At 64.7% G+C, this 15,674-nt stretch carries 19 protein-coding genes; 11 read left to right on the top strand and 8 right to left on the bottom strand.

Annotated features, from left to right (window positions below):
- Positions 1–51: 51 nt before the first annotated feature.
- The 8 genes from ubiD to ABEA02_RS19555 all read right to left on the bottom strand — a co-directional run bounded on the left by ubiD (position 52) and on the right by ABEA02_RS19555 (position 6,698).
- On the bottom strand, positions 52–1,536 hold the full coding sequence (gene ubiD / locus ABEA02_RS19520) for a 4-hydroxy-3-polyprenylbenzoate decarboxylase (protein WP_345534789.1): 1,485 nt from the start codon (positions 1,534–1,536) through the stop codon (positions 52–54).
- Between the two features lie 110 nt (positions 1,537–1,646).
- Positions 1,647–2,441 carry a choice-of-anchor L family PEP-CTERM protein gene (locus ABEA02_RS19525; RefSeq protein ID WP_345534790.1) on the bottom strand — a complete coding sequence of 265 codons (795 nt, stop codon included), beginning with the start codon at positions 2,439–2,441 and terminating at the stop codon, positions 1,647–1,649.
- A gap of 240 nt (positions 2,442–2,681) precedes the next feature.
- On the bottom strand, positions 2,682–3,275 hold the full coding sequence (locus ABEA02_RS19530; protein ID WP_345534791.1) for an SCO family protein: 594 nt from the start codon (positions 3,273–3,275) through the stop codon (positions 2,682–2,684).
- Position 3,276: 1 nt separating this feature from the next.
- Positions 3,277–3,738, bottom strand: a complete 462-nt coding sequence (locus ABEA02_RS19535; protein ID WP_345534793.1) for a copper chaperone PCu(A)C — start codon at positions 3,736–3,738, stop codon at positions 3,277–3,279.
- Positions 3,739–3,767: 29 nt separating this feature from the next.
- Positions 3,768–4,316 (bottom strand): YcnI family copper-binding membrane protein, encoded by a 549-nt coding sequence (locus ABEA02_RS19540; RefSeq protein WP_345534794.1) that lies wholly within the window; start codon positions 4,314–4,316, stop codon positions 3,768–3,770.
- A 98-nt stretch (positions 4,317–4,414) separates the two neighbouring features.
- Positions 4,415–4,810 carry a DUF2946 family protein gene (locus tag ABEA02_RS19545; RefSeq protein ID WP_345534795.1) on the bottom strand — a complete coding sequence of 132 codons (396 nt, stop codon included), beginning with the start codon at positions 4,808–4,810 and terminating at the stop codon, positions 4,415–4,417.
- 19 nt (positions 4,811–4,829) lie between these two features.
- Positions 4,830–6,197, bottom strand: coding sequence for a UDP-N-acetylmuramate:L-alanyl-gamma-D-glutamyl-meso-diaminopimelate ligase (gene mpl, locus ABEA02_RS19550; protein WP_345534796.1), 1,368 nt, complete (start codon positions 6,195–6,197; stop codon positions 4,830–4,832).
- 135 nt (positions 6,198–6,332) lie between these two features.
- Entirely contained in the window at positions 6,333–6,698 is a 366-nt protein-coding gene (locus ABEA02_RS19555; protein ID WP_345534797.1) for a DUF4124 domain-containing protein, read from the bottom strand.
- 106 nt (positions 6,699–6,804) lie between these two features.
- Between ABEA02_RS19555 and ABEA02_RS19560 the strand changes: the two genes are divergently transcribed.
- The 11 genes from ABEA02_RS19560 (at position 6,805) to ABEA02_RS19610 (ending at position 15,670) form a co-directional block, all read left to right on the top strand.
- Positions 6,805–7,425, top strand: a complete 621-nt coding sequence (locus tag ABEA02_RS19560) for a hypothetical protein (RefSeq protein WP_345534798.1) — start codon at positions 6,805–6,807, stop codon at positions 7,423–7,425.
- Between the two features lie 25 nt (positions 7,426–7,450).
- Positions 7,451–7,978: a TlpA family protein disulfide reductase gene (locus ABEA02_RS19565; RefSeq protein ID WP_345534799.1), complete on the top strand. Its 528-nt coding sequence runs from the start codon at positions 7,451–7,453 to the stop codon at positions 7,976–7,978.
- A gap of 82 nt (positions 7,979–8,060) precedes the next feature.
- Positions 8,061–8,585 carry a type II 3-dehydroquinate dehydratase gene (gene aroQ / locus ABEA02_RS19570; RefSeq protein WP_425584692.1) on the top strand — a complete coding sequence of 175 codons (525 nt, stop codon included), beginning with the start codon at positions 8,061–8,063 and terminating at the stop codon, positions 8,583–8,585.
- A gap of 61 nt (positions 8,586–8,646) precedes the next feature.
- Positions 8,647–9,102 carry an acetyl-CoA carboxylase biotin carboxyl carrier protein gene (gene accB, locus ABEA02_RS19575; RefSeq protein ID WP_345534801.1) on the top strand — a complete coding sequence of 152 codons (456 nt, stop codon included), beginning with the start codon at positions 8,647–8,649 and terminating at the stop codon, positions 9,100–9,102.
- 42 nt (positions 9,103–9,144) lie between these two features.
- Complete coding sequence (gene accC, locus ABEA02_RS19580; protein ID WP_345534802.1) at positions 9,145–10,491, top strand: acetyl-CoA carboxylase biotin carboxylase subunit; 1,347 nt, start codon at positions 9,145–9,147, stop codon at positions 10,489–10,491.
- Positions 10,492–10,616: 125 nt separating this feature from the next.
- Complete coding sequence (prmA, locus tag ABEA02_RS19585; protein ID WP_345534803.1) at positions 10,617–11,495, top strand: 50S ribosomal protein L11 methyltransferase; 879 nt, start codon at positions 10,617–10,619, stop codon at positions 11,493–11,495.
- Between the two features lie 155 nt (positions 11,496–11,650).
- Entirely contained in the window at positions 11,651–12,727 is a 1,077-nt protein-coding gene (locus ABEA02_RS19590; RefSeq protein WP_345534804.1) for a DUF3426 domain-containing protein, read from the top strand.
- Positions 12,728–12,799: 72 nt separating this feature from the next.
- On the top strand, positions 12,800–13,297 hold the full coding sequence (locus ABEA02_RS19595) for a DUF2314 domain-containing protein (protein ID WP_345534805.1): 498 nt from the start codon (positions 12,800–12,802) through the stop codon (positions 13,295–13,297).
- 47 nt (positions 13,298–13,344) lie between these two features.
- On the top strand, positions 13,345–14,292 hold the full coding sequence (locus tag ABEA02_RS19600) for a carbohydrate kinase family protein (protein WP_345534806.1): 948 nt from the start codon (positions 13,345–13,347) through the stop codon (positions 14,290–14,292).
- A 29-nt stretch (positions 14,293–14,321) separates the two neighbouring features.
- Positions 14,322–14,783 carry an outer membrane lipoprotein gene (locus ABEA02_RS19605; RefSeq protein ID WP_345534808.1) on the top strand — a complete coding sequence of 154 codons (462 nt, stop codon included), beginning with the start codon at positions 14,322–14,324 and terminating at the stop codon, positions 14,781–14,783.
- Positions 14,784–14,794: 11 nt separating this feature from the next.
- Positions 14,795–15,670, top strand: coding sequence for a class I SAM-dependent methyltransferase (locus ABEA02_RS19610; RefSeq protein ID WP_345534809.1), 876 nt, complete (start codon positions 14,795–14,797; stop codon positions 15,668–15,670).
- Positions 15,671–15,674: the final 4 nt, after the last annotated feature.

Genomic DNA, 15,674 nt, shown 5'->3' on the forward strand with positions numbered 1-15,674 from the left:
CGGGTGCGCACCAGCCCGTCCATGCCCTGCGGGCCTTGTGCTGTCAGCGCCTCAGTCCAGACCCAACGATGCCCACATGGCATCGACGCGCTGGCGCACCGCTTCGTCCTGCACAATCACGCGGCCCCACTCGCGCTGCGTCTCGCCCGGCCACTTGCTGGTGGCATCCAGCCCCATCTTGCTGCCCAGGCCCGACACGGGCGAGGCGAAATCCAGGTAGTCAATGGGCGTGTTGTCGACCAGCGTAGTGTCGCGCGTCGCATCAACACGGGTCGTGATTGCCCAGATCACCTCGGGCCACGAGCGGATGTCGATGTCCTCATCCACCACGATGATGAACTTGGTGTACATGAACTGCCGCAGGAAGCTCCAGATGCCGAACATCACGCGCTTGGCATGTCCGGGATACGCCTTCTTCATGCTTACCACCGCCATGCGATACGAACAGCCCTCGGGCGGCAGGTAGAAGTCCGTGATCTCCGGAAACTGGCGCTGCAACAGCGGCACGAACACCTCGTTGAGCGCCAGGCCCAGCATCGCCGGCTCATCGGGCGGCTTGCCCGTGTAAGTGCTGTGATAGATCGGCTCGCGACGCAGGGTGATGCGCTCGACCGTAAACACAGGAAACTCGGCCACTTCGTTGTAGTAACCGGTGTGATCGCCATACGGTCCCTCGGCGGCCATCTCACCCGGATGGATCACGCCCTCCAGCACGATCTCGGCACGCGCCGGCACCTGCAGGTCGGAGTCCATGCACTGTGTCAGCTCGGTCTTACCCCCGCGCAACAACCCCGCGAACTGGTATTCAGACAGCGAATCCGGCACCGGCGTCACCGCGCCAAGAATCGTCGCCGGGTCGCAGCCCAGCACCACCGCCACCGGGAACGGCTTGCCCGGATTGGCCTGCTGGAAATCCCGCAGATCCAGCGCACCGCCACGATGCGCCAGCCAGCGCATGATCAGCTTGTTGCGCCCCAACACCTGCTGGCGATAGATGCCCAGGTTCTGCCGTGACTTGTGCGGCCCGCGCGTCACCACCAGCCCCCAGGTAATCAGCGGCGCCACATCCCCCGGCCAGCAATGCTGGATCGGCAGGCGCGACAGATCGACCTCCTCGCCCTGCCACACCACCTCCTGGCACGGCGCACGGCTCACCACTTTGGGCGACATGTTCAGCACCTGGCGGAGCACAGGCAGCTTCTCCCAGGCATCGCGCAAGCCCTTGGGCGGCTCCGGCTCCTTGAGAAAAGCCAGCAGCTTGCCCACCTCGCGCAACGCGGGCTTCCATTCCCCCTCAGCCCCCATGCCCAGCGCCACACGCTCGGGCGTGCCAAACAGATTGGCCAACACCGGCATCGCCTGCGGTTTGCCCTGCGTATGCGGTTTCTCGAACAACAGCGCCGGCCCGCCCGCGCGCAGCACACGGTCAGCGATTTCGGTCATTTCCAGATGCGTATCGACCGGCACAGCAATGCGGCGCAATTGCCCAAGACCTTCGAGCTGTTCAATGAAGTCCCGCAAATCCCGGTATGCCATGTCGCCCTGCCCTGCTGAAAAGTGCCGCGATTCTAGCCCGCCAAAAACAAACGGCGCACCCGAAGGTGCGCCGTTTGTTTTGCTGAAGAGACCTGATGGTCTCAGCAGACTCAGGCTGCGCGGCGACGGCGAGCAGCCAGAGCGCCGAGGCCCAGACCAGCCAGCAGCAGGCTGGCGGGTTCCGGCACCTTGGTTTCGGTGTCGGAGAAGGTGCCAGCCTGGATCATCACGGCTGAGTCCAGCGAGCTGTCGCCCACGTCGGTGATCAGGAATTCGAACGTGTAGGTCTGACCAGCGACGATGGCGGCGCTGGCGGTCAGGACCTTGGTCAGGCCGTCAAGTTCGATTGGCAGGTTGTTGTTCGGGCAGTTCGCGTCATTGCCTTCGCCCGACACGTTGTTCACGTAGGAAGACGAGTTGGTCAGGCAGTTGACGTTGTTGATGGTCACCGGAGTCGTGCCGCCGGGCAGGAAGGCGATGTTCACGCCGTTCAGCAGCAGCTGGAAGCTGTCGTTGTACGACGAATTGACGTAGTAGTTGTACTCCTCGGAGCCGAACACGTAGTTGAAGAACAGCGAGTTCGAAGCCGACACGAAGTCGAACTTCAGCGAGGTGTAGCTACCGCTGCCAGTACAGCCGCCCTGCGTGTTGGTGCTGCCGACGCAAGCGGTGGTACCCGTCGTCAGCACGACGCCGGAGTCAAAACCGATTGCCGAGTTGGCACCCGTGAAGGTACCAGCGGGCACGGCGGTGTTGTAGGTCAGGGTGGCGTTGCTGATGGTCACGCCCGAACCCGCAATGGCGTTGGCCAGGGCGGTTGCGTCGGTCGTGTTCGTGATGGTGATAGCTTGTGCGCCGCCCATCAGGCCAGCGACTGCCATTGCTGCAAAGATTTTCTTGAACATGTCGTCTTCCTTTGAAAATGCGTTTAAGTGTCTGCGCAGCTTCTTACGGCTCTGAAACACTGCTGACGTCTCTGTAAAGCATTCTTGATGCCAGGTTTTGTATGGCGGTATTTTTTCTTTTTGAAACAGTGTTTTACAGAAACCCTCCTGGCCTCGACGAGGAGGAAACAGCATTTCGGCCAGCAAACTGTCAAAGCCCCCGACACCTCCCGATTCGTGGCGGGCAACGGAACAAATCCGTTACAGCAACTGCCGCAAGTCGTCCGCCACATTGGCGGCAGACAGCTCATGCCGCACGGCCAGTCGCAGTCGCCCCAGCGGATCAAAGGCGTAGCTCAAGGTCGAGTGGTTGACGGTGTAGCCCATCGCAGAACCGCTGGCGGCGGAGATGCTGTAGCTGGCCTTGAATGCCCTGGCTGCTTCGTCGATCTGCATGCGGCCGCCGGTCAGCCCGACGAACCCCGGGTTGAACGCCGTGACGTAAGCCTTGATGCGCTCGGGCGTGTCGCGCTCGGGATCGACCGACACGAACAGGGTCTGTACCCGCAACGCCTGGTCGCCAAGCAGACGCAGCACTTCGTTCTGCCTCGCCAGATGCGTGGGGCAGAAGTCGGGGCAGTTGAGGTAGCCGAAGAACAGCGTGACGAGCTTGCCGCGGTAGTCCGCCATGCTGCGCGGGTGCCCATCATGATCGACGAGCTGGAAGTCTCCCTTGAATTCGGCATTGCCCGTGATGTCGATGCTGTGAAAAAAGGGCGCCCGCTCGGGGCGCCCGCAGCCGATCGCAAGGCCTGCCAGTGCAGGAAGACCTTGCAGGAACTGGCGTCGCAGCATGTCAGTGGGCGTGGCCGCTGGTGCCGGCCGTCATGGCGTCAATGGCGACTTCGACATTCACTTCTCCCGCCTTCTCGAACTTCAGCTTGAGCGGGAACTTCTCGCCCTGCTTGAGCGGCGCCTTGAGGCCGATGAACATGATGTGCAGGCCGCCGGGCTTGAGCTCGGTCGTCTTGCCGGCGGGCAGCTCGATGCCACGGTCGAGCTTCTGCATCTTCATGACGTCGCCTTCCATCGACATGGTGTGCAGTTCGACGGCTTCCGAGACGCCAGCGCTGGCCGAGACCAGACGGTCCGCCTCGCCCTTGTTCTCGATCTTGAGGAAGCCGCCGCCGGCCATGGCGCCGGGTGCGGTGGCCCGCGCCCAGGGGTGGATGATGCGCAGTTTGCCGGCGCTGAACTCGTGGGCTTGCGCAAGGCTGCTGGCGAGCAGGCATGCGCTCAGGAGGAGAGTCTTGAACATATGTGAGCCTTTCTTCATTTTGCGAAATGTCAGTGGTGGGCGTGTGGTCCAGCGACAGCGGTAGCCGAAGGCGTGGGAGCAGCCGGCAGGATCTCGATCTGGGCAGGCGGGAATGCCGGGCGCGGCTGGCCTTCAACCGGCACGCTGGCCCAGTCGTTCTGGCCTTGTTCGCACTGTTGCAGCACGCGGATCCAGCGCTTGCCGGGCTCGGCGGGCAGCGTGACGCGCACGACGAACTCGTCGTACTCCGCATCGAGCAGGCGACCACCGCTCCAGGTGAATTGCGCGGCACGCTCGGTCACCAGCGTGCCGTGCGAGTCATAGGGCTTGTCGAGCTTCTCGGTCTTCACGTCGAGCTTCCAGCCCGCCTTGGGCATGGGCTTGCCGCCCACGAAGCCGGCCGGCAGAAACACCGTCACCGAGGTGGTGGGAGAACCCGCGCAGCCGTGGCCGACGCGGAACACCGCCTTGTAATTCGAGTTGGCCACAGCGCTTTGTTGCTCCAGCGTGACGTGGGCGTGAGCCATGGGAATGGCGAAAGCCGCGCAGACGAGCGCAGCGATGGAAGACTTGAACATGCGAATAACTCCAGGCGCGGCTCGCCATCAGGCTGTCGCGCAAATCATCAGGGCCAGGCGCTGCGCACTGGCAGCACCACGAACGAGCGGGTGATGATTCAGGCCGCGGGCGGGCCTCGGGGAGCGGGCGCCAGCCAGCGTGCGGTGGCGGGCGGCGAGACGGGCAACACGGCAACGCGCACGTGCTGCAAAGCGGTGTCTGCACTGAACAGCAGCGCAGGCAGTGAGGCCAGCGCGACATGGGCGCCGGCCAGGCACAAGGGGCAGTGACGGACCAGATCGACAGCCGGGCTGGCCGGTGCCGCGTCGCTCGCCACCGGCTGCGCAAGCGACAAGCCGGGACCTGCCGTCGTACAGATGCTGGAAAGCGGATCGAACGGAGCGCCCCCACCAACGCGCGACATGGCGTGCGCGAACGGCGCAAACGCATGCAGCAGCATCGCCAGCATGGCGATGCGGGAAACGCGGCGAAGGAAGGCAGTGCTGAAAGACATCGGCGCGGATTATCCGGGATCAGGCCTTGCGCGCCAAGGCTTCAAGCAACTTGTCGTGCACGCCGCCGAAGCCGCCGTTGCTCATCACCAGCACCTGATCTCCATAGGACGCTTTGGCAACCACGGCTTCGACGAGCTGGTCCAGATCCTCGAACACGGCCGCCTTGTCGCCCATCGTGGAGAAGACCTCGTTCGCGTCCCAGCCCAGGCCTTTGGCGTAGCAGAACACAAGGTCGGCATCGGTGAGACTGCCCGGCAGCTGGCTCTTCATGCTGCCCAGCTTCATGGTGTTGGAGCGCGGCTCCAGCACGGCGAGGATGCGCCGCTCACCGATGCGCTGACGCAAGCCGGCCACGGTCGTGGTGATGGCTGTCGGGTGATGAGCGAAGTCGTCGTAGACAGTCACGCCCCGCACCGTGCCGCGCGGCTCCAGGCGGCGCTTCACGCCAACGAAGGCTTCCAGCGCTTCGGCCGCATGCATGGGGGTCACGCCGACGTGGCGTGCAGCAGCAAGCGCCGCCAGGGCGTTCGCGCGATTGTGTGCGCCAGCCAGCGGCAAGCGACTCACCGACGCCTCCTTGCCGTGATGCATGAAAGCAATCGAATCGCCGCGACTGTCGAGCTCTTCGTATTGCCATTCACCGGCCGTCTCACCCGCGCCGCCAAACCACTCCAGCTCGCTCCAGTTGCCCCGCGCGATCACGCGGCGCAGCGACTCTTCGGCCGCATTGGCGATGATGCGCCCCGACTTGGGCACCGTGCGCACGAGGTGGTGGAACTGCGTCTCGATGGCGGCCAGGTCCGGAAAGATGTCGGCGTGGTCGTATTCGAGGTTGTTGAGGATCAGCGTGCGCGGCTTGTAGTGCACGAACTTCGAACGCTTGTCGCAGAAGGCCGTGTCGTACTCGTCGGCTTCGATGACGAAGAATGGCGTGTCGGTCAGTCGCGCCGAAATGCCGAAGTTGCCCGGCACACCACCGATCAGGAAACCCGGGTTCAAACCGGCGTGCTCAAGAATCCACGCCAGCAGCGACGAAGTTGTCGTCTTGCCATGCGTACCCGCCACACCCAGCACCCACTTGCCCTGCAGGATGTTGTCGGCCAGCCACTGCGGCCCCGACACATAGGGCAAGCCACGGTCAAGGATCGCTTCCAGCAGCGGGTTGCCACGCGAGACGGCATTGCCCACCACGAAGAGGTCAGGCCCCATCGCTATCTGGTCGGCCGAATAGCCCTCGACCAGCGCAACGCCCTGCTCCTGCAGTTGCGTGCTCATCGGCGGATAGACGTTGGCGTCGCAGCCTGTGACGGTATGGCCGGCGCTGCGCGCCAGCAGGGCAACGCCACCCATGAAGGTGCCGCAGATGCCGAGGATATGGATGTGCATGGAGTCTTAGTCTGCTGGGAATGGTCGCCCGGGTGCGCTTCAGCGCGGGCCAGACCGGAAGGCCGACATTCTACCGCCCCCGCTCACCCACCGGCCGCCGCATGGGGGGCCGGCGCGCACCGATGGGCGCACCAGTCAGCGCGTCGACTGTTCGATCGCGCGCTCAGTGGCGAGTTCGTGGATGGACTTGCCCTCCAGCGGATCCGACTGCGCCGGTTTGGCCACAGGTGGCGGCTTGGGAATGGACAAGGTATTCACCGTGCCGCCAGAGACCGGCTCGGCGCGCACGCCCTTGGGCACATCGGTGCCGTACTGCACGCGGCCCTGCGCATCCGTCCACTTGTAAACCGTCTCGCCGCCGCCCGTCTCGGGCATGGGCATCGGCAGGGTCGCGGTGTCGAGCACTTCCTTCAGTTTCACCGACCAGACCGGGTGACGCGCAATGAAAAAGCCGGCCAGGCCAAGCAGGACAACCAGCAGCACGATCAGACGCAGCTTCATGAAGTCTCCCGGTGAAAACGCAGCGCATTATGCCGCTATGCACGGCGCGCTCAGTGTGTACAATCATTTGCGATACCGGCTTCCGACCGGCACGAGGAAACGCACCATGACGACCCGCCCCGCCCCGCGCGCGAGTGCGATGCCCCGCCAGAACAACCTGCGGCGGGCCATCGCCGCCGCCGCGGCGAGGCTGATCGCCGAAGAAGGTGTGGAAGACTACGGCTTTGCCAAGCGCAAGGCCGCACGCCAGATGGGCGTCACCGAAGGCGAGTTCCTGCCCACCAATGCCGAGATTGAAGAGGCCTTGCAGGAACACCTCTCGATCTACCAGGACGATGACCACGACGAGCGCCTGTTCGCCTTGCGTGAAGCCGCCGTCGACGCCATGCGCCTGCTCAGCCCGTTCAAACCCTATCTCACCGGCACCGTGCTCAATGGCACCGCCGGCGCATTCTCCAGCGTAGAGCTGGAGATCTATGCCGACAGCGCCAAGGACGTCGAGATCTTCCTGCTCGGCCAAGGCCTGCGTTACGAACACCGCGAAGTCCGCAAGAGCGGTTTCGACGCCCCCGAAGCCGTGCTGGAATTCGACTGCAACGACGCCCCGGTACGCCTGGCCATCTACGACCGCGTCGCTGAGCGCACCCCGCGCCGGGCCGGACCCGGCGGCACCGCGGAACGCGCGCGCATCGAGGCGGTCGAAGCGCTGCTCGCCGAAGCGCGCTGACCCGACAACTACCTCTCTTCTTCTCATGCAACGTCGCACCCTGATCACGGCCGCCGTCATGCTCGCCGCTGCCATTGCTGGCGCCGCCAGCTGGTATGCCGTCAAAGGCCTCGTCAAACCTGACAACGAGGCCATCGCCGCCCTCATGCAGCTGGAGCTGCCCGACGCCGACGGCAAGACTGTCGATTTCGCCCAATGGAAGGGCAAGCCCCTGGTCGTGAATTTCTGGGCTACGTGGTGCGCGCCCTGCCGCGAAGAAATGCCCCTGCTGGATTCGGCTGCGAAAAACCATCCCAAGCTGCAATTTGTCGGCATCAGCGTCGACGATGCCGCCCATGTGCGCGAATTCCAGAGCAAGACCCCGGTCAGCTATCCGCTGCCGATCACCACACTGGCGATCACCGAACTTGCCGGCAAACTGGGCAACAAAGCCATGGGTCTGCCCTTCACGGTGTTCGTTCGTGACAACGGAGAAATCGCTGCGATCAAGCTGGGCGCCTTGAAGGAAGCCGATCTCCGCGACTATCTGGCGCAGATCGAGCCCCCGCGCTGACAGCAAGCGCCACATTTGTCAATTCCCCGAAGTTGGGGTCAATAATGGACAAATGGCTGCCATTTGCGGCAAACTCGCGGCCATGGTGAGTCCCCGCAACAAATCAGAAACAGGCAAGAACCAAGGCAAAACCCGCACGGCGAAAGCTGCTGCGGACAAGGCGCACGCCCGCATTCTGGTTCTCCACGGCCCCAATCTCAATCTGCTCGGCACGCGCGAGCCCGAGATATATGGCGCCACCACGCTGGCCGACATCCATGCCGACATGGAAGCCCAGGCCCGCGCCGCCAACGTGCAGCTGGAATCCTTCCAGAGCAACCATGAAGGCGGCCTGATCGACCGCGTGCAGGCCGCACGCGACGAAGGCGTGGATTTCATCATCATCAACCCCGGCGGCTACACGCACACCAGCGTGGCCCTGCGCGACGCGTTCGCGGCAGTTCGGATCCCCTTCATCGAGGTCCACCTGTCCAACGTCCATGCGCGCGAACCTTTCCGCCGCCATTCGTACTTTTCCGACATCGCCGTGGGCGTGATCTGTGGTCTCGGAGCCTCCGGCTACCGCCTGGCCCTCGACTACGCACTGTCACGGCTGCTGTCGCGCTGAATTTTCTCAATCACAAGAACCATAGGGCACGTAGCGGCCCGCCACGCACTGGAGCACAGACATGGATCTGCGAAAGCTGAAGAAACTGATCGACCTCGTTGAAGAGTCCGGCATTGCCGAACTGGAAGTAACCGAGGGCGAAGAAAAAGTGCGCATCGCCAAGCACGCCGCCGCCGCACCGGCTGCCGTGCATTACGCCGCCGCGCCGGCTGCACCGGTCGCAGCACCGATCGCCGCCGCGCCCGCAGCGCCCGCCGCCGACGCCGCACCGGCCCTGCCGGCTGGCCACGTCGTCAAGTCGCCGATGGTGGGTACGTTCTATCGCTCAGCCTCGCCCGGCTCCGAGCCCTTCGTCAAGGAAGGCCAGAGCGTTTCCGCTGGCGACACCCTGTGCCTGATCGAGGCCATGAAACTCATGAACGAGATCGAGTCCGACGCCGCCGGCAGCATCAAGGCCATCCTCGTCGAAAACGGCCAGCCGGTCGAATTCGGCCAACCGCTGTTTGTGATTGGCTAAAGAGGAGCGGCGACGGTGATCCGCACCGCAGCCGGCAAAAGCATGTTTGAAAAGATCCTGATTGCAAATCGCGGGGAAATTGCCCTGCGCATCCTGCGCGCCTGTCGTGAGATGGGCATCCGCACGGTGGCCGTGCACTCCGAAGCCGACACCGAAGCCAAGTACGTCAAGCTGGCGGACGAATCCGTCTGCATCGGCCCGGCTCCGTCCGCCCAGTCCTACCTCAATGTGCCGCGCATCATCGCGGCCGCTGAAGTCACCGACGCCGAAGCCATCCACCCCGGCTACGGCTTCCTGTCCGAGAACGCCGACTTTGCCGAGCGCGTCGAGTCCTCCGGCTTCGTCTTCATCGGCCCGCGCGCTGAAACCATCCGCCTCATGGGCGACAAGGTTTCGGCCAAGCAAGCCATGCTTGAAGCTGGCGTGCCTTGCGTGCCGGGCTCCGGTGGCGCACTGCCCGACGACCCCAAGGAGATCGTCAAGATCGCCCGCCAGATCGGCTACCCGGTCATCATCAAGGCGGCGGGCGGCGGCGGCGGTCGCGGCATGCGCGTGGTGCACGCCGAAGGCTCGCTGCTTTCATCCGTGACCATGACCCGCTCGGAAGCCGGCGCTGCCTTCGGCAACCCGACCGTGTACATGGAGAAGTTCCTCGAGAACCCGCGCCACGTCGAGATCCAGGTCCTCGCCGATCAGCACGGCAACGCCATCTACCTCGGCGAGCGCGACTGCTCGATGCAGCGCCGCCACCAGAAGGTCATCGAGGAAGCACCGGCCCCCGGCATTGACCGCAAGCTCATCGCCAAGGTCGGCCAGTCCTGCGTCGACGCGTGCAAGCGCATCGGCTATCGCGGCGCTGGCACCTTCGAGTTCCTGTACGAGAACGGCGAGTTCTTCTTCATCGAGATGAACACCCGCGTACAGGTCGAGCACCCGGTCACCGAGATGGTCACGGGCATCGACATCGTGCAGGAGCAGATCCGCGTCGCCGCCAACCTCAAGCTGCGCTATTCGCAAAAAGAAGTGCAGCTCAAGGGCCACGCCATCGAGTGCCGCATCAACGCCGAAGACCCGTTCAAGTTCACGCCCTCGCCGGGCAAGATCCTCACCTGGCACACGCCGGGCGGCCCCGGCATCCGTGTCGACTCGCACGTCTACGCCGGCTACACGATCCCGCCGAACTACGACTCCATGATCGGCAAGGTCATCGCCTACGGCGACAACCGCGAGCAGGCCATCCGCCGGCTGCGCATCGCCCTGTCTGAAATGGCCGTCGAGGGCATCAAGACCAACATCCCGCTGCACCAGAACCTGCTGCACGACACCCACTTCATGCAGGGTGGTACGAGCATCCACTATCTGGAGCACAAGCTCGCCGCCAAAGACTGATCCGGCGATTGAACCTGCTGCGCGGGCCGATCTCGAATCTCTGCTTCCCGACTCGACCTCGGCCCGCTCGCTACGGTTCCATCACCCGATCTGGGCGCTCGGTAAAAACAAGGCAAAACCCCGACATGTTTCTCTCCGTCACCCTGCAAGCAGAAGCAGCCCTCGCGGAAGCCCTTTCCGAGGCACTGATGGAAGCCGGTGCCCTGTCGGTCAGCATTGAAGACGCCGACGCGGGCACTGAGCTGGAGAAGCCGCAGTTCGGCGAGCCAGGCCACGTCAATGAACGCCTGTGGGACCACAGCAATGTGGTCGCCCTGTTCGACGACAGCGGCGACCTCGCCCACATGCTGGCCGAAGCCTCGGGCCGTGCCGGGCTGGACAGCATTCCCCCTTTCCGCGTCGACGAGGTCGAAGAGCAGAACTGGGTGCAGCTGACACAGGCGCAGTTCGACCCGATCCACATCGACGACCGCCTGTGGATCGTGCCCTCGTGGCACGAAGCGCCCAACCCGGACGCCATCAACATCGTGATGGACCCCGGCATGGCCTTCGGCACCGGCTCGCACCCCACTACGCGGTTGTGCCTGCAGTGGATCCTCGCCGAGGTGGAAACCGGCAACAGCGTGCTCGACTACGGCTGCGGCTCCGGCATCCTCGGCATCGTTGCCGCCAAGGTCGGCGCCGGCAAGGTTGTCGGCATGGACATCGATGAAAACGCCGTCACAGCCAGCCGCGACAACGCCGAACGCAATGGCGTCAGCGCCGAGTGGCTCTCCAGTGCGCAACAGGTCGCAGGGCAGTATGATCGCGTCGTCGCCAACATCCTGACCAACCCGCTGTGCGTGCTGGCGCCGTCGATTGCGGCCCGCGTCGCTCCCGGCGGCAAGCTGGCCCTGTCGGGTGTGCTGGCGACGCAGGCACAGCAGGTCATCGACGCCTACAAGCCCTGGATCGCGCTGCACGTCGGCGCTGAGCACGAAGGCTGGGTAAGGTTGCAAAACTAAGGTTACAAAGCTGAACGCCGCATACTGTGAAGACGCCCTGTTGATCGGGCCCTGTCTGCTGTGACGTTGGTGCGCCTTCAGACGCACACCTCCGGCTGAAGCCGGACCTACGCCATACAGATCTCGGGCCCCGTCAATGAGCACCGGAGAGCCCCTTGCTGATCACGCGTTGCCCTCACTGCCAGACCAGCTTCCGCATCCGCCCCGAGCAACTCAACCTGCGCGGTGGTCGTGTCCGCTGCGGTCACTGCCAGACGCCCTTCTCGGCACTCTCCTCGCTCGACGAGATGCCCGAAGAAAGCGCAGCGGCGCGCATTGCGCCGCCGGCCAACGCCACCCCTGCCGGCGCCACCCAAGCCGTAGCCCAGGCTGCGCCCGCCAGCCCTGCACCACAGGCCGGCGACGGCGACAACATGGGCGATTTCGACATCCAGCTGGATCTCGAAGAGGAAGCGCGTGAAGTGGCTGGGGGAAGCGCGACGCACGGCGCCCCCGCCGCAACCCCCGCCAGCCCCGCACCCGCCGTAGAGCAGATCTCGCTGGGCAACATGATCGATGATCTCGAAGACGAGATCGCTGCCGAAGGCGGTGCCCTGCCCGACCAGCACGACCCTGCGCTCGCCGATGCCCTTGAGAGCGGCACGGAAGAGGACGCCGCCCCCGAAGGCGAATCGGTACCGCAGCTGCACACCGTCTTCCTCGACGAAGAGTTGCCCCACCACATCAAGCCCGATGCTGCGGAGCTGGCCGCGCGCCGCTCACGCCGCAACCGCCTGATCGCGGCCAACGTCGCCCTTGCACTGAGCGGCATCCTGCTCGCCACCTATGTGCTGCGCGCCCAGCTGGCGAGCCAGTACCCGGGCCTGCGCGAACCGCTTGAGCAGGCCTGCGCAACGCTGGGCTGCGACGTGCCCTATCTGCGCGATGCCGAGCTCGTGAAGCTCGAAGGCAGCGAACTCGTGCCCTCCAAGGAACGTCGCGATGGTTATCAGCTCGCCTTTACGCTGCGCAACGAAGCACGCTACCCCGTGGCCTGGCCGCAGCTCGAAATCATCCTCACCGACCGTTACGAACGCTGGCTGACGCGTCGCATCCTCGAACCCTCCGAGTGGCTGCCCGCCGACATGGGCCGCGCACCGGCGTTCGAAGCCCATGGCGAACTGACGACGCGACTTGATCTCGCTTCCGACGTCGAAGCTGTCGGCTACAAGGTCGGCGTTTTCTACCGCTGAGCTCCGCCAGCGGCACCTTCCTGCGCCGACACGGTCTATCGCCAGCCCCGGTTCACCACAAGGACACAGCCCATGCACCGTCTCACCTCAGCCCCTCGCCTCATCCTCGGCGTGCTCCTCCTGCTGTCAGCGCACCTCGCCGCAGCCCAGACTTCTGCCCCCACCAACAGCCGCCCGCCGCATGACGAAGCCATGCTCGCCGCCATCGCCAAAGCGCAGGCATCGTTCGACAAGTTCCTCGCACTGTCCTCCAAGCCCCCCAAAGGCAGTGGCAACTACATGGTCAAGATCGAAGTCACCACGGGCGACCGCATCCGCCGCGTGTGGGTCAATGAAGTGCAGAAGACCCCCGAAGGCTTCACGGGCCTCGCCTTCGCCGCCATTGACGACCCCGAACAGGAACTCGTCGCCAACGAACAGGTGGTCTTCCGCCGTGGTGACATCACCGACTGGATGTACACCCGCAACAATCGCCAGGTCGGGGGCTACACCATCTGCGCCGCGCTCGCCAAGCACCCGCCAGCCGCGCGCCGCGAGCAGATGAAGATGTACCGCCTCGACTGCAAGTAAGCATCACGCCTCCTCACTCCCAACTCCTTACTCCTCACTGCCCTGACATGACCATCCTCGTCTGCGGTTCCATGGCCTTCGACAACATCATGGTGTTCGAAGACCATTTTCATAAGCACATCCTGCCCGACCAGATCCACATCCTGAACGTCTCGTTCTTCGTGCCGCAGATGCGCCGCGAATTCGGTGGCTGTGCCGGCAACATCGCCTACAACGTGCGCCTGCTGGGCGGCGACGTACGCATCCTCGCCACCGTCGGCGACGATGCAGCGCCGTACCGCGAACGACTCACGCAACTGGGCATCGACCAGAGCGCGCTGCTGAACATCCCCGGCACACTGACGGCCCAGGCCTTCGTCACCACCGACCTCTCGCACAACCAGATCACCGCCTTCCACCCCGGCGCCATGATGCGTTCGCACGAGAACAACCTGCTCGACGCCAAAGCCGGCGTGAAGCTCGGCATCGTCGGCCCGGACGGTCTCGAAGGCATGCTCACGCACTGCCGCCGCTTTGCCGAAGCCGGCATCCCCTTCATCTTCGATCCGGGTCAGGGCCTGCCCCTGCTGTCGGGCGAAGACCTGCTGCGCTGCCTCGAACTTGCGACCTGGTGCACGGTCAACGATTACGAGGCCCGCCTCGTTAGTGACAAGACCGGCTTGTCGCTGGAGCAGCTGGCAGAACGCGTCAAGGGCTTCATCGTCACGTTGGGCGCCGAAGGTTCGCGCATTTATGAAGGCGGTCGCGTCATCGAAGTCGCCTGCGCCAAGGCCGACGCGCTGACTGACCCGACGGGCTGCGGCGATGCCTACCGCGGCGGCCTGCTGTTCGGTCTGTCGCGCGGCTGGACGCTGGAAAAGTCGGCGCGCCTGGCTTCCGTCATGGGTGCGATCAAGATCGCGCAGCGTGGCGGCCAGAATCACGCACCGACGCATGCCGACATCGCTGCGCGTTACCAGGCCACGTTCGGAGAAGCTTTATCGCTGGCGGAGTGATCCGCCGGTTTCATACAAGGAGCATCATCATGAAACGCAACGCACTCATTCTCGCTCTCGTCACCCCGCTGGCCCTCATCAGCGCCGGCTGCGTCTCCAGCAAGGCCGGTGACGTCTATTCGCGCGACGAGGCGCGGCGCGTCATGACCTTCCGTGAAGGCACCCTGGTGCAGGTCAAGGAAGTGAAGCTCGAAGGCACCAAGTCCGGCGTCGGCATCGGCACTGGCGCCGTCATCGGTGGTGTCGCCGGCAGCGGCGTCGGCCAGGGTCGTGGCGCCATCGTGGGTGCCGTGGCCGGTGCCGTCGTAGGCGGCATCGCCGGCGCCGTGGCCGAAGAAGGCTTCACGCGCGAACAGGCGCTGGAGCTCACCGTCAAGCTCGACAACGGCGAGAGCATGATCATCGTGCAGGGCAAGGGCGAAGACAAATTCGAAGCCGGCCAGCGCGTGCGCGTCGTCAACAGCGGCGGCACCATGCGTGTGACGCACTGAACACCCGCTAGATGCCCGACCTGCGCCTGCTCAGCCATTTCGCCCGCGAGATCTTCTCGCGCCAACGCCCGCAGCGCATCCCCGAGCCCGTCCTGCTGATGGACGATCCGGCGCAGGTCGAAGCGTTCGCTCGCGCCGGTCGTGAAGACGGCGTCATCGGCCAGATCTACCTGCTGCACAGCGTGCAGCTGTGCGGGCTGATACGGCCCGGCGACCGCGTCATCGACCTCGCCTGCGGCCCCGCTACCCAGCTGGCCCAGGTCGCGCGCCTCAACCCGCAAGCCAGCTTTCTCGGCATTGACCTCGCCCCGGCCATGCTTGCCGATGCGCGCCGCCACATTGCCGCGCAGGGGCTTGCCAACGTCGAGCTGGCCGCAGGCGACATGACCGATCTGCGCGGCATCGCAGACGCCTCTGCCGACGTCGTGATGTCCACCTTCGCCCTGCACCACCTGCCCGACACAGCAGCCCTCGCGCGCTGCTTCGGCGAGATCCGTCGCGTGCTCAAACCCGGCGGCCGCGTCTACCTCGCCGACTTCGGCCGCCTGCGGCGCGACGCCACCATGCGCTTCATGTCGCACCGCTTCGCCGACTTGCAGGGGCCGCTGTTCACCACCGATTTCCACAACTCCCTGCGTGCAGCGTTCAGTCTCGAAGACTATCGCGCGGCATTTCCCACGCTGGGTCCCGGCCTGCGGCTGATCCCCTCGCCGCTCGCGCCGTTCATGGTCATCATCCGCTCGCCTGCAGTGCAGCGCGTGCCACAAAGTGCCCGCGCTGAAATGCGCCGCCTGTGGCAAGCCCTGCCACGCTTCCAGCGCATGGACTTCGAAGAACTGCGCCACGCCTACAAGACCAGGCTGCATTTCATTCCCGGCATCCGCTGAGCAC

It is taken from the genome of Viridibacterium curvum, from assembly GCF_039544165.1.
Classification (GTDB): domain Bacteria; phylum Pseudomonadota; class Gammaproteobacteria; order Burkholderiales; family Rhodocyclaceae; genus Viridibacterium; species Viridibacterium curvum.